The 13,227-nt window shown below is 49.3% G+C and carries 15 protein-coding genes; all 15 read right to left on the bottom strand.

Annotated elements, in window-relative coordinates:
• Nucleotides 1-8 precede the first annotated feature (8 nt).
• The 15 genes from L4D19_RS05390 to L4D19_RS05320 all read right to left on the bottom strand — a co-directional run bounded on the left by L4D19_RS05390 (nt 9) and on the right by L4D19_RS05320 (nt 13,111).
• The gene (locus L4D19_RS05390) at nt 9-470 is read right to left on the bottom strand and encodes a type III secretion system chaperone (protein WP_428451565.1); all 462 of its coding nucleotides are present in this window, start codon (nt 468-470) and stop codon (nt 9-11) included.
• 25 nt (nt 471-495) lie between these two features.
• Nucleotides 496-1,077: an HrpE/YscL family type III secretion apparatus protein gene (locus L4D19_RS05385; protein ID WP_428451564.1), complete on the bottom strand. Its 582-nt coding sequence runs from the start codon at nt 1,075-1,077 to the stop codon at nt 496-498.
• Complete coding sequence (locus L4D19_RS05380) at nt 1,044-1,874, bottom strand: SctK family type III secretion system sorting platform protein (protein WP_428451563.1); 831 nt, start codon at nt 1,872-1,874, stop codon at nt 1,044-1,046. The genes L4D19_RS05385 and L4D19_RS05380 overlap by 34 nt, the downstream gene beginning before the upstream one ends.
• A complete protein-coding gene (gene sctJ, locus L4D19_RS05375; protein ID WP_428451562.1) occupies nt 1,855-2,631 on the bottom strand; it encodes a type III secretion system inner membrane ring lipoprotein SctJ in 777 nt (258 codons plus the stop codon). The genes L4D19_RS05380 and sctJ overlap by 20 nt, the downstream gene beginning before the upstream one ends.
• Nucleotides 2,632-2,633: 2 nt before the next feature.
• Nucleotides 2,634-2,969, bottom strand: coding sequence for a type III secretion system inner rod subunit SctI (gene sctI, locus L4D19_RS05370; protein WP_075761814.1), 336 nt, complete (start codon nt 2,967-2,969; stop codon nt 2,634-2,636).
• Nucleotides 2,962-3,336, bottom strand: a complete 375-nt coding sequence (locus L4D19_RS05365) for a hypothetical protein (protein WP_428451561.1) — start codon at nt 3,334-3,336, stop codon at nt 2,962-2,964. Before L4D19_RS05365 ends, sctI begins: the two co-directional genes overlap by 8 nt.
• 8 nt (nt 3,337-3,344) lie before the next feature.
• Nucleotides 3,345-3,560: an EscF/YscF/HrpA family type III secretion system needle major subunit gene (locus L4D19_RS05360; RefSeq protein ID WP_075761812.1), complete on the bottom strand. Its 216-nt coding sequence runs from the start codon at nt 3,558-3,560 to the stop codon at nt 3,345-3,347.
• Between the two features lie 205 nt (nt 3,561-3,765).
• Entirely contained in the window at nt 3,766-4,959 is a 1,194-nt protein-coding gene (gene sctD, locus L4D19_RS05355) for a type III secretion system inner membrane ring subunit SctD (protein WP_428451560.1), read from the bottom strand.
• A 5-nt stretch (nt 4,960-4,964) separates the two neighbouring features.
• Nucleotides 4,965-6,491 carry a type III secretion system outer membrane ring subunit SctC gene (gene sctC / locus L4D19_RS05350; protein WP_428451559.1) on the bottom strand — a complete coding sequence of 509 codons (1,527 nt, stop codon included), beginning with the start codon at nt 6,489-6,491 and terminating at the stop codon, nt 4,965-4,967.
• A gap of 119 nt (nt 6,492-6,610) precedes the next feature.
• Complete coding sequence (locus tag L4D19_RS05345; protein WP_428451558.1) at nt 6,611-7,075, bottom strand: hypothetical protein; 465 nt, start codon at nt 7,073-7,075, stop codon at nt 6,611-6,613.
• A 204-nt stretch (nt 7,076-7,279) separates the two neighbouring features.
• A complete protein-coding gene (locus L4D19_RS05340; RefSeq protein WP_428451557.1) occupies nt 7,280-8,713 on the bottom strand; it encodes a hypothetical protein in 1,434 nt (477 codons plus the stop codon).
• Between the two features lie 9 nt (nt 8,714-8,722).
• Nucleotides 8,723-9,166, bottom strand: coding sequence for a type III secretion system chaperone (locus L4D19_RS05335; protein ID WP_428451556.1), 444 nt, complete (start codon nt 9,164-9,166; stop codon nt 8,723-8,725).
• Nucleotides 9,167-9,477: 311 nt separating this feature from the next.
• The gene (locus tag L4D19_RS05330; RefSeq protein WP_428451555.1) at nt 9,478-10,725 is read right to left on the bottom strand and encodes an SGNH/GDSL hydrolase family protein; all 1,248 of its coding nucleotides are present in this window, start codon (nt 10,723-10,725) and stop codon (nt 9,478-9,480) included.
• A gap of 233 nt (nt 10,726-10,958) precedes the next feature.
• On the bottom strand, nt 10,959-11,723 hold the full coding sequence (locus L4D19_RS05325) for a GntR family transcriptional regulator (protein ID WP_428451554.1): 765 nt from the start codon (nt 11,721-11,723) through the stop codon (nt 10,959-10,961).
• A gap of 104 nt (nt 11,724-11,827) precedes the next feature.
• Nucleotides 11,828-13,111, bottom strand: coding sequence for an L-lactate MFS transporter (locus tag L4D19_RS05320; RefSeq protein ID WP_428451553.1), 1,284 nt, complete (start codon nt 13,109-13,111; stop codon nt 11,828-11,830).
• Between the last annotated feature and the right edge of the window lie 116 nt (nt 13,112-13,227).

The following is a 13,227-nucleotide window of genomic DNA, read 5'->3' as shown; positions in this document are numbered from 1 at the left end:
ACTCCTTATCAAACGAAACTCGCGCTGGCGATTGCCGATGGTGTTAGATCAGCGAATGCAGATACAGCCTCATCAGATGCTGTCTCATCAAGAACCGTCCCATCTGGTGAAATCAGTTTTTCAGCCCAGAACGCTGCGGCCTGTAAAAACTGGTTATACTGGTGTGCCCATTGCAGTGCTTGTTCGGCGGTGAACAGATAGGCAAGCAATACCTGGTTGCCCTCAAACACAGATAAGGTCGCCCCGTTTGTCTGCTGCCACATACAATTGGCAGACAGTAACTCGCGCAACTGTTGATCATGATTTACACGCCCTACCTGGGTATAGAGCACGACGCCATCAGGGCGATAATAGAAATTGACTGTAAGCGAGAGCGAAGGATGATTGATTGATGCCACATCATTTTCATCAAACCCCAAAGGACTTCCCGTCACTTCGGCCAACGCTTTTTGCCATGCTTCTTTGTTCATAGTTACCTCTTCTTGTTGTTATCATCTATTGCGATGCCGTTGAAAGTCGTGTTTCAAGCTGTTCGATGACATGCCCCATCGATGCCACAAACAGTTGGTCACCAATTTCAACTTCACACGCATTGTGTAAATGGTCAGCCCCCTCGCACTGAATATCGGGAAAATCACGAGTCATCACGCTGAGGTGCTCAGTAGGTACGCGAACTATCACGTTCTGGCTGTCTTGCACTTCCCTCAGAGCAAGTTTGACCAATGATCTGACTTGATCGGCTTCCGGATATTGGCTAATCATTGTCATCAAAGCCTCTTTGACTATTCCAGCCAGCTCGGATTCCAATGCCGACAAGGTCTCTTTCCAGCGTTCTCGCAGTTGCTGCTCGATATCAAGAACGACGATGGCTTGTCTGGCCTCGGCTTCCTTTTTTGCCAGCTCGAGCATTTCCTCAGCCTTTAACTTCGCTTCGGCAATCATCGCCTCGGCTTGCGTATGTGCAGACGCCAGTATTTCTTCTGCCTGTTGGTGCTGCTCAAGCTCCGATGCCGTTATGATTCTATTTCCCGCTCCTGCCGACATCAGGGCTGGAATCGTTGTAACCACTCGTACCATTCAGGGGATTTCCTTTGCAGACAAACCATTAAGCTAGGAGAGAGAGCATTCAGGGTTGCCGTGTTTATCGACAATGATGAAAGTGCAGATGGAGGTATAGATTCCTTTTCCGAACAAATCGGTAACTTCAGTTGCATCAGCCGCCGCCAGCATTCGGGCCAATCCTGAGTGAGCTTTCCCACTATCAAATTTCGTGTTCGCGCTTTTTCCTGCTGCCAATTCAATGCCGTAATTGCATATGGAGTCCTGGCAGACTTGGAGCGAGAACGCTTGGTGAGGTTGGAAAGCCAGGACAACGAGGAATAAGAGTGGCTAGATAGCTCTGTAGGGTGTGGATTGGCAGGATGCAGCCGCCCATGCGCCATCAGCCAATCGTAATCATTACCAAGATTATCTCTGATTGCTTGCAGGTCATTCCGACAGATTATCCGGGTGATCGCATCAAGGTGAAGCCACGCACTCCAGAGTGTCAGCACTTCTTCGAGTACCTGCCACGGTAATAGTGCCCAATACTGCAGCTGAGCCAGTTCGGACAACAGCGGCATCAAATCAAAGTGCTCAAGCAGCCCCTGATTGAGCCAGGCTTGCTGAGGCGCTGATAAATCCTCTGTCCACCACTGGCTGCTATTTAATCCCGCATTACCCGACTCAGAGCCTTCACTATCAGGTAGTTCTGCTTTCGTTAATCCGAGTTCAGCAAGTGCTGCCGCTGCCTGGGTAGGATGGATCACTTGATGCAAACACAAACAATGCTTCACTACCAACTGCTGCTCTGTATCACTGGCTCTGAGTAACACGCTCAAGCACCTCCAGATCGCGCCGCTTTTGCTGCCTTCTTTGCCAAATCATGACGCCAGTGAGTACCAACATCATAGTGCCAAGCAACCCAATCACACCGTATAGCACCATTGGCGTCGGCTGCAGGTTTTCTGCAACGACTGGTGCTAACAGCTGCGCCGATACCTGCGAGGCAACCATCACAACCTGAACATCATCGTACTTAAGCCCTTCGATACTGTTCTGGATCAGACTTTTGATCTGCGGGATCAACTGACCGACATCGGTGTTCTGCGCATGTTTGATAAATACGGCTGCCGACGAGGGCTTTAACGTCGCTCCCCTGACGGTTTCCGGTACCACCAAATGCACTCTGGCACTGATCACCCCATCAATCTGGTTAAGGGTTTCGGCCAGCGCCTGCGACAGCGCATAAACAAAACGCGCCTTTTCCTGGGTGGGTGTTGCCACCAACCCATCTTGCGGAAACAAGTCTTCTACCGTGGAAAACTGCTGGCGCGGATAACCATTTTGCTTTAGCAGCTCAACCGCATAGGCAAACTGCGTCTTCTCGACTTTCAGGCTAATGGTATCGCTGCTGGCTCCCTGCTTTTCGGCATCAACGCCATGGTTAAGCAGCAGCGCCAACATCTGGTTGGCATCCTGTTCAGAAAGGTTGGAATACAGGTTGTCTTTGCACCCCTGTAAAAGGCAGACAACCAATGCGATCAACAACCACCGGAGCCATCGTGGACCAAGAAAAGAAACAGCTGACATAACTATTGACTCTTTAGCAGGGTATCTATATTCTGGCTCGATTTGCTGACGGAGCGGGCCAGCGTTTCCTCAACCAAAACCAGACGCGACAAGTCCATCTGGACCTGAATCAAATCATGCAGAGACATTTCAGGGTTGTCGTTCAGGCGACTTTGGATCTGGTCTGCCTGAACATCCAAATCGTTGCGAATTGTCTGAATTCCCTCGACCATGGCATCGCCCATCGGCTGGGTGCTTTGCTCAAGCTGTTGGGTGAACAACTGCTCTAGGTTCACACTGGAAACACTTTGTTGCGGTAACACAAATGATGATTGCAGCGGGGCGACGGGATCAACCATGGTTAAGCTCCTTGATCAATTGCTCGCTAACGGGAATTAACGCATCTGCCATCGGCAATATTGTTCTTCCCAGGACTTCACCAGCCAAATAGCGTTCACCTTCTAACAGGTGGATCATTGCAATGAGCACCTGATTTTCAGGACCGCCTTCTTTTTTCAATACCGCCTGAGCCTGATGCATCTCATTGACTTCACACAGGCACATTGCCTGAATGATGGTGGCAACCTTGCGCTGGTATCGCCTTTGTTCGCTGTCTGCCGGAGACAATTCGCTGTCATCACCATGGTTTTCCAGTATCGGTGCCAGCAAAGTCTCGGCATCCTTGAGTCGAGCCTGACCGCCAAAAAGCAACGCGAGATTGGCCAAACCCTGTACTACATCTTTTGAATAATGCCCTGCAGCGCATCGCGTACTGATTTTATCGTCGCACTTTGCAGCCCCATCACCATTGACCACTCGCTGACCATCTTTTGAAATTTCATCAGATCTTCCGGCTTGCCCGGATCCATTTCTGTCGAGAAGCGAGTCAGCTCGGTATCCTTGGCTTCCATTATCTTGCCGAGCCCCTGGTTGATGGTATCGAAATTCATAATTCAGCCTTCCTTTATCATTGATATTATTCGCTATTTCTTGGTCGAGAATATGACTGACAGCCAGTTTCAATGCCTGCTGCCAACGCACCATCTGAGCAAACTGTGCAGGTAGCATAGGCTCAAGCAGCCGATTTTCGACCTGTGCCAATGCCCGCTCAAATTGACAAAAATGCTGCTCTAATAAAGTGGTATCTGAAAACATTCAACCTCCTGTCGGTAACCACCACTGCTTGCCATGTTTGGCTATTGCGATCCCTTCATCGGTAATTTCCCGAATCGTATAACCATCCCCGATCACAGCGCTGGTGAGGTATTTTTGACCATCGGACATCACGACATACGGTGTTCGACTCAGGCTCACCGCCCGGATAGACGGCAATGGGCTGTCTGGCAATAAGAAAGCCTGATATTTCACTGGCACCTGATGCCCAAACTGCTCGGCAGCTCGCTCGAGTAACGCTGTCAGTTTCGGCTTCTCCTGCTCTGCCAGCTTACCCGTCAGATAGATATGCTCGTCAGATTCAGCCACCATCAACCCCGGTAAATTCTGTTGTCGGATAGCTTGCTGAAGCCAACCGATCAAGCCTGATATACGGGCGGTCTGCCAATCCGTCCGGGTAAGCCCCTGAACATCGTCTTGCAGACTGTTAGAGATCTTGGCAAGTTCAAGGCCGTCTTTCAGCACCCCTTTAATGTGGGCGACACCCTGGGTATCAACCGCCACATCCAAGCCTGCCATGTCATGCTGGGCAAGCCAGGTCGTCACGGCGTTTTGTACGCTATCTACGCGATAAACTTGCCATTCAATGGGTTGCTGAGACTCGGCAAGAGTATTTTTCAACACTTGCAAACTTTCCCTGTCTTCGACATACCCTGACAACAGCAAGCGGTCGTTGAGTGGCTGCAGGGAAACCGAGGAATAGTCCAGCTGTTCCAATAGCTGAGCCGCTGTTGTCCTTCGTGCTTTGGCGTACTTTGTCGACACCACCAGCGATGCCGACAAACTGCCGACTACCAAAACCCCAGACAAGGCAATACCAGCCCAAGGGATTCGGCGGCGACTAACAACAGGAACAGTGAGTACCGGCCACACAACATCCGATGGCCCGAAAGCAAACGCCACTCCCCCGACCTGAATAACCTGATAAGGCTTGATACGGGCAATACCGGCTGACTGTCGTTTTCCATTCAGATACCAGACTTGGTCTGCCAAGATTTTTATTACCTGATCGGTATCCGTCAGGGTCAGCTGACAAGCAACGGCGGCAAAACCACAATCAGACAACACGCAATCGGCACGTGCACTGTCTGAACCCAAAACAATATTAGTTTGCTCGGTTGCCATTTCGGCCCCGGCATGGCTGCCGGACAGCACTTTTAATTTCCACCTTGTCATGCCCGTTACCTATATAAATGATGTGTAGAACCAGAGACAAAGGCTTGCTCCAGCGCCTCGACCTCGGCAACTCCCGGCACGATTTGCCTTAATTCAGGATATTGCTGGCGGGCTTCGGCCAGGTTATTCAAACCGGGCTCCAACACTTTTGGCCGGATCAGGAAAAGGCGAACCATTCGGCTGGTTGTGGTTTTCTCTTGGCTGAAAAGCGCCCCAATCATCGGTATGTCCCCCAACACAGGCACTTTGTCCGTTCCCATTGTTTCCGAATCCACAAAATATCCTCCAATCAGCAAGCTCTGGCCCTTTCTCACCATCGCTTCCGTCTTGATGAAACTGCCCTTAATTGTCGGCAGGTTGTCGACGCGCTCGTCAGTGGTTTTGCCATCCGTGATCTGGATATCAAGCTTGACCACATCGCCCGTCTTATCAGGGATAACCCTTGGGGTAACAGTGAGTTTCGTCCCGGCAGTCAATGGCACCAGTTGCGCGTCTTCCTTTGATGTCACTCGGGCATAAAATGTCTCGCTGTTATCCAGCACAGCTTCTGTATTTTCCTGGGTCAGCAAGGAAGGCCGAGACAGCATCCGCGCTTTGCTCTGGCTCTCTAACGCCTTGAGGCGGAACAATACACCGGTAATATTGGCCCCGATAATGGTGGAGAGATTGAGCCCGTCCCCCAGTACGCCGCTAATGACGCCACCTTGATAGCTCAAACTGCCCGACGAGCCATTGATTCCCCAGTCAATACCGAACTCCTCCAGTGCGTCTTCCTTGATATCAATGATCGTGACCCCAATTTCAACTTGCTTAAGGGCCCTGTCCATTGCGTGGATCATTCGAATATAGCGATCGATATTTGACTGGGTATCTCTTAGCAATACCGCATTACGGCTCTCATCCGATTCGATCCGGCCGATAGAGTCCTGCGAGTTGTACCCCATTAGCTTTCGCAGTGTCGTTGCGACCCCAGGTACTGTCTTGCCATCCCCGACCTGACGATCCCCCGCCCAGGCAAAGTACAGAGGAACGACATAGGTTTGCAGCTCTTCTGCCTGTTTGACCTTGGCCTGCTCGTCCAATCCGGTGGCCACCTGCTCGACAATGTCTACAAACCGCGGCGGACCCGATACCAGCAACAGCCCCTTGTCTTGCAATGAACGCCAGCCAAAACGGTCCAGATCCAAACCAACCTGCCCCATGGCCTGCTTCAGCGCAGCCGGTGACATCCGTTTCAAGGTCAGCACCTTTGTCTGCATTTCACTGCCGCAGTTAAAATAAAGCGTGTTGCCATAGCGAAACCAGATAAAGCCAAATGCAGCCTGTAGCTGACTTAAAAAATGCTCCGCCGTTGAGGCCGCGACCTGTCCATTGAACTTTTCACTAATACATTCACTGACAACGGCTGATAATCGGTAGTTGGCTGAAAACCCTTTCAGCACATCAGCCAGCGGCTCGTCTTGTCCGATATGCTGATAACCGCTACGCGGTAAAGATTGTGGCCAGGCCGGTGTTGAAGATAAGAACCCCACACAGAGCAACAGCAAAATAGAGATGGATAATGCCCTCGGCCTCCTTGGTGATAACCGCAACCATTTAGACAACCGTTTAAACAAAAGCTCAGACAAGCATTTCGATCCCCACTCAAGCATCAGACGAACACCATATTGTTAGCTGCCACAGAGGTAGCTGACGGCACCGTCAGTTGTTGTTCCGACCCCGTCAATTCATGCATAACGTCTACAACCCACAACAACTGCTCTATTCTCCCGTCCAGATCAACGGCCTCACTGCGATCGCCAGTCAGCTCACCGTCTCTTGTCAGGCGCTGCAGCAATGTCAGCTTGGAGTGATCCGATTCCACCATCAGCTCGACCTGAGTATGCTGTGCCACCCAGGCCATTTTTTTTAGTACTGCGCATAACTGGCGGCAGAGCTTATCAGGCTGCTGCCTTTCATCTGGCAGCAACATAAATGCGACCGATGCAACGCCTTTACTGACATCCACCTGCACCAGGGTGTTTTGGATTAATAACACTTCGATACCGTCAAGTTGCTGCACGGCTATATCATGTGTTTCAACAAACGCGTCGAGCTTTGATGCCAGTGTCGCCATTGATAAATTCACCCCGATTATTCAAGAAGTTATTGCAACATTGCCCACTTCATAAATCCTCAAAAAAACCTCAAATAAGTTGGAATCATGTTTTGAGAAAAAAAAGCGACCAATGGCAATGCCTGTGGTCGCTTTGGGCTACAAAGATTTGAAACGCCTAACGGGGCGAATTTGTTGTGTCACGAACAGCTTCCGTATAATCCGTTAGGGGCGCATCCATCCCTCTGATAGGTAGAGCATGCGAAGATAGCTTGGAACCCCATCCTTCTTCACATACTGAAATTGCTGATTAAGTTCGTCACGAACAAAGTGCGGATCCTTGCCGGTGTTCACGCCATCAATAACTCGGCCTAACACACCGTCTTGATCGTTCATCAATGACAGCAAGGCCTTGTCTGATTTCCGGCCAGTTTTCGAACCAAACTCCAGCTCTTCAGACGGCTCTGAGCCCAGCATGGTTTTCAATACCATCCGGTTCAGCTCCAGCTCCTTGTCTTCATCGCTCGGCTCAAAACCAAAGTCGTCTTTGCTCATGTGGGTATTTTCTGCCGGGCCGAGATACCGAAGCAGAGCCCGAACGGTACTGGTGTCGGTCAGCTCGAACGATTTCTCCTTGCCGTTATGGGTTGCTTCCAAACGAGGCAAAATACCGATCTCCATCCGCTTGGCACTGTCTTCATTGGCCGCAGCTTCCGGTATTACATGGTTCGCCGCCGCTTTAATTCCTGTCAGCCCAAGCGAATAGGCTTGTTTGGCGGCAAAATTGCCGACCGTATTGGTAACTGCAGAATCAACAGCGCCATTAACGATAGGCTTAATGCCCACCTTACCGACAGGACCAAGATTAAACGCCCCTAGCGGCATAAAGATAAAATCGACCGCTGTCGAGAACATCGCTTTGCGCGCCTGCTTTTCATGGCCTTCATAAAGAACATCGGTCAGGTTGTGAGCGAAGGTATTGCGGGTCTCTGGTTTTTCGGCCAGTTTCCCGATACGTCCGGCAAACAGTTCTTTGTCACACTCTTTGGAGGCAGTTACACACTTATCGACAATACCGACAAAATTACCAATCACAGGCACATACTTGGCTGCCTTCTTAACCGGTCCGCTGATATCTCCTTTTTTGGTGTCGTTCCAGACATCTGTCGCAGGCTTGCCGACATGCTCCTTGGCAAACTGCTTCACCTTGCCGTCGAAACAGCCCGGCTTATAATCCTCCAGCAACGCAATCATCCGCGGATCCCGGCCCGCCGTATTAAAGCATTCGGAAAGACATTTATACGCGTCCGGATCTATCTTCAGCTGCTGTAGCACCTGTTTCACTTCCTGGACATTGCGGCGGGTAATCGGATCACCTTTACGCAGGTTGTATTCCAGCGGACTGAACGCATCCAAACCATCTTTAGAATGCTCCCGTTGCAGCGCCGCCTTAAACTCGCGGCCTGTGGTGATATTCTCTTGCTTTAGCGCTTCGGCCTTACTGCTTGATACCAGACTGGTGATGCTGTCGATTTTTGAATCGGCCTTAACCACAGTGCCATCTTTGGCCAGCAAGCGAGTATCTGAGTTCTTGGCATACTGCATAAAATCTTGCAGCGGGACACTTGACGAGGTATTTCCAACTTGTGCAGGGCTCATCGTCGTCTCCTACACCATCATGGTTGTGACATCAGGTTGCGGGGTTTGGCTTTCTACCGATTTAAACCCGTCGGCCATCACCTTCCGCCAATGCTCGACCACTTCGACCGCGGTTTCAATTATTGCTGCAAATCCTTCGTACTGAACAACTTCCATTGAATCCTGGCGGCTGGCTATCAGCATGTCGGTTTCTGGCGACAGTGAGATCGTAAAGCCTTTGGTGCCCAGCCAGAAATAGTTGGCCGCAAGGATTTGCTTAAGCTGACTCACCGTGATGTCCTCAGGCAAAATGCCAACCTGAGTAAACAAAACCAAATAGCCCTTGTGCTCCTGCAAATGCAGACGAACACTATCTTGGTTGATTGCAAGGGTAACAATGCCCTCGTCGTTAGGCTCAATCAGATCGATACCGTAGTCCTGACAAAAATCTGCCATCAACTGTTTTAATTCCATCTAACACCTCCCATAAAATAAGGCGCTAGAGTAATTAATCAGTTTCATCAAATAAGGATAAAAACAGGAAATATCACTGAATTATTGATGTGTTCTCAGCAAGCCGTAATACCAAGCAAGCTTAAGGTGCTGGTTTATTTCACAACTTATTGACTACTTGGTTATTTGAGAGTTTTTTGAGGCTCAGAGCTTATATCCAAGCTACCTCAAGGTGCAGTATTCAGAGTGAGGCCAGCGATTTAAAGAAGCCTGGGGATATAAAAAAACCTCAGCACAACGGCTGAGGCTTTTCATTGAGAGGCTTGGCTTACTTAGAAGGTAAACTTCTTGAGTACCGTTTCAATAATGTTGTCGGCAATATACTTATGGGTTGCCGTTGTCGGGTGAGTCACTCCCCAGAATACATAAGAATCAGAACCATAATAGGCACACTCGTTTGTCAGGCTATGGCTGTACAGGTAATCGAGCGCCGAGCTACGGTTGATATCCAAACAAGGCTCAGAGGCATTCTGGAAGCCATGCTCCTGTGGGTTGCTCGTCATTTGCTCAAACAGAGAATAAGCATCGTACAATTGTACGTTAATGCCTTTGTCCTGATAGTACTGAGCTTGTTCCGCAATATACTGGTTAAATTCGACGATCTTCTGGCGAACCTTCAGCGCTTCTTCCTGAGTTGAATACTTAAACTGAGGCGCTTTGGTTGCATCAGGTAGAGTAAATAACAGGATGTTTTTCGCACCGGCATCGGTGAGGCGGATCAACGCAGCGCTAAAGTCAGATTTAACCTCCGGCACTTCACGGTCATAGTTCATAAAGTCGTTCAGGCCGAATTCCAGGGTGAACAGCGTATTTTCCGGGCGATAGTTTTTGGCCATCTTCATATAGGTCAGATAAGACGTAACCTGATCATAAACTCCCGTCAGGGCAACGTACTGGTTGGTGCCTGCCGCACCACCTACAGCCCAGTTATAAAGCGGGATGTCCTTGTTTTGCGCTATGTATTCAGTCCAGACAAATCCATTCGTGAAGTGGCCAAGGAACCAAGAGTTACTGTTTGGGAAAATCCACTGAGAGCCGTTAAACATATTACCCGTGTCTGACAGGCTGTCACCAAACACGACCATTTTATTGATCGCAGTTGGTTGGAACACATTATCGTTAGTCCAGATTGAGTGGTTATATGAGAAGCGGTTATCGGACGCGAAATACGTAATATCTGCCGTATCGTGAGTGACACCTAAGGTCTTATCACAACGCTGTTTGATGTTGTCCTGAGACTCGTCGGTATAGAACATGTTCTTAAACGAGACGGAAGAGTACCAGTAACCGGAAACTGTATAGTAGCTGCCATCGTCATTGAGTGCCCATTCCCAATCCGTTGCCGGATCATCGTGGCTAACCGCCGGGCGGTACCAACACCGAACATAGGTGTAGGTTTCCGAAGCCTGAACACTGCTGACTTGTGCAGCTGTAATTGCCTCTGGGGTTATCGTTGCATCAGCAGACGCTTGTGATGCAAACGGCAGTAGCATAGAGAGTAACAAGATATGTTTTTTCATTATTATCTACTTATAGTTTGTTGTGATGGAGTTTCCCCGCCAGGAAGGTCAGGGAGATTAATTGCAATGAAATGCAAATATATTTAGCCAGTTGTGCTTTTGCTCTAAATTAGAGCACTGCAACAGGTATCACTCACGTGAATAATTCTATTTTCTGAATGATACTCACAACAAATATCAATCCGGCATATGAAGCTCAGCTGGATGGTAGATTTTGCCAGAGGAATAAATTATCAATCTTCGGCAACAAACACGTACATATCACCACGGCAATAGTTGACACTGTACTCGATAGGCTTGCCACGGGTATCAAAGGCCGCTTGCTTAATCACCAAGACAGGCACAGAAGATTTTAAACCAAGGTGTTCGAGGAATTCATCGGTAGGCAGTTGCGCACTGACCCGGCTTTGGGTGCGTGTCGGGATGATATTCTGACTGCGGAAGTAGTCATACAACGACATTTGAATATCATCGACATCGCGGATCAAATAGGCAGGAACATAGGACTCTTCAACCGAAACCGGCTGATCATCAATGTAACGAATACGCTTTAGCAGGAAGACAGACTCATCAACCGCAATTTTCAGGTGCGAGGCAATCTCTTCAGAACAAGGAATAATATCTTTCTTGATCCAGAGCGTATCGGGCTTTTTCCCTTTCAACACCACTTGCTGAGAGAACCCCTTGGCCTCTTTCAACGAATATTCCATGGTCTCACTGATCATGGTGCCGCAGCCCCTTGATCGAACAATCACACCGTCTTTATCCAGCACATCAAGCGCCTTGCGTACAGTGATCCTTGAAACGCCGAGCAGATCACTGAGCTCACGTTCGGTCGGCAGAAAATCACCGCCGACCAGCATCTTTTGCTCAATCGCCTGTTTTACCGTTTCAGCTACCTTCACATACAGCGGGGATTTATCACCCTGCGCAATACGCTGTTTAATGTTCTCAATCAAGCTACTGTAATCGTTCATTTTATCTTGGTTCGCTTTCATCACCTCGGTTGGTGCAACCAAACCGAAGCTTTGGCATAAACTGTCGCCAACTATTTGATTGTCTTGAGGGAAGCATACCATGATAGGACCAATTCGCTCATCAATTAGAGTGATTTTGCAACATGCGTAGATTGAATCGGCTTTCCTTTTATCGGCTGAAGCCGCAACGACAGACCTATCGCAATAAGCATCAGACCACCGCAGGCATAATAGGCCACATCATACTCGCCAGAGAAATCAACCGCGACGGCTGCCAATACCGGGCCGATAAAGCCTCCTACTCCCCATGCGGTATACAAGACGCCGTAATTTGCCCCGTAGTGCTTCAAGCCATAAAAGCTTGCCATTATTGATGGGAACACAGCCAGCAAAGCGCCATAGCCAACCCCAGCCAGCGCCGCACCAACTAGCATCAGAATATTCGAATCATACCCGGCAAACAGGAACATATTGATGCCTTGCAGGCAAAAGGCCAGAGTCAGCGTTCTGACACCGCCCAGATAGTCCGACAAAACCCCTGCTGCCAGACGACCTCCCGAATTGAACAAGGCCAATGCCACCACAAGATAGGAGGCGCTAGTAATGTTAGCCTGATTAGCAGCAATCGAGGTGATATTGGCAATTACCATTAACCCTGCTGCAGAAGCGAAAGCAAACATCACCCACAGCATATAGAACTCACGCTGTTTCAGCATTTGGTGCCAGGGAATATCCTGACTGGCTGAAGATGATCCAGACACTTTAGACAAACCAGAGTCTTGTAATAACCCCTTCTCTTTTGAAGAGATGCCCTGTTGTAATGTATCGGCGGGCGTGTATCCGGTTGGCGGGTTATCTATCGTGCATGCCAGCGGGAAGGCTATCGCAATCAGTGCACATCCCAATACCAGAAAGCTGTGGCTGATCCCGTAGGTTTCAATCAAAAAGGTAACCAATGGAGCCAGATATACCGATGCAATACCAAAAGCCGTGGCCAGTAATCCATTGACCAGCCCTTTCTTCGATGAGTGAAACCACTTCATCGTAGCAGGATTAAGGCAGGCATAGCCAAAACCTATCCCGCAACCGGTGATCACCCCAAACGTAATATTCAACAGCAGCGGCGAAAGCGTAAAACTCGAGAGAATAAGTCCTGTTCCCGCAAGCAAGGTACCGGCCATCAGCACTTTCCGCGGTCCTATTCGGTCCTGGACAAAACCGGCAGCCAATAAGGCGAGCGACAACACGATAATCGAAATCGTATAGGGAAAGGATGCCTGAGCATTTGTCCAACCCGATTCAACCACCAGCGCATTTTTAAAGACACTCCATGCGTACAAAATGCCGATGCACAAATTCACGCCGCAACTCGCCAGCAAAACTCTGACGGCTTTGTTTTTATAATCCATATTATTGTTCCGAAGAAATAGCAGTAGCCGGTTGGCTACTGCTCATTTAATTACTGCTTAATAAGGTGGGCCCAATGAACAGCTAATGAATCTTCGAGCCCAGGGAAGTGATCACT

This window comes from Photobacterium kasasachensis (genome assembly GCF_050336885.1).
GTDB classification, from domain to species: Bacteria; Pseudomonadota; Gammaproteobacteria; order Enterobacterales; family Vibrionaceae; genus Photobacterium; species Photobacterium kasasachensis.
This window is presented reverse-complemented; position numbering and strand designations above follow the sequence as displayed.

Excerpts from the sequence above, each read along its gene's own strand:
- L4D19_RS05390 (WP_428451565.1), bottom strand. The coding sequence starts at position 470 with ATGAACAAAGAAGCATGGCAAAAAGCGTTGGCCGAAGTGACGGGAAGT.
- L4D19_RS05385 (WP_428451564.1), bottom strand. The coding sequence starts at position 1,077 with ATGGTACGAGTGGTTACAACGATTCCAGCCCTGATGTCGGCAGGAGCG.
- sctJ (WP_428451562.1), bottom strand. The coding sequence starts at position 2,631 with ATGTCAGCTGTTTCTTTTCTTGGTCCACGATGGCTCCGGTGGTTGTTG.
- sctI (WP_075761814.1), bottom strand. The coding sequence starts at position 2,969 with ATGGTTGATCCCGTCGCCCCGCTGCAATCATCATTTGTGTTACCGCAA.
- L4D19_RS05360 (WP_075761812.1), bottom strand. The coding sequence starts at position 3,560 with ATGAATTTCGATACCATCAACCAGGGGCTCGGCAAGATAATGGAAGCC.
- sctD (WP_428451560.1), bottom strand. The coding sequence starts at position 4,959 with ATGACAAGGTGGAAATTAAAAGTGCTGTCCGGCAGCCATGCCGGGGCC.
- L4D19_RS05345 (WP_428451558.1), bottom strand. The coding sequence starts at position 7,075 with ATGGCGACACTGGCATCAAAGCTCGACGCGTTTGTTGAAACACATGAT.
- L4D19_RS05340 (WP_428451557.1), bottom strand. The coding sequence starts at position 8,713 with ATGAGCCCTGCACAAGTTGGAAATACCTCGTCAAGTGTCCCGCTGCAA.
- L4D19_RS05335 (WP_428451556.1), bottom strand. The coding sequence starts at position 9,166 with ATGGAATTAAAACAGTTGATGGCAGATTTTTGTCAGGACTACGGTATC.
- L4D19_RS05330 (WP_428451555.1), bottom strand. The coding sequence starts at position 10,725 with ATGAAAAAACATATCTTGTTACTCTCTATGCTACTGCCGTTTGCATCA.
- L4D19_RS05325 (WP_428451554.1), bottom strand. The coding sequence starts at position 11,723 with ATGAAAGCGAACCAAGATAAAATGAACGATTACAGTAGCTTGATTGAG.
- L4D19_RS05320 (WP_428451553.1), bottom strand. The coding sequence starts at position 13,111 with ATGGATTATAAAAACAAAGCCGTCAGAGTTTTGCTGGCGAGTTGCGGC.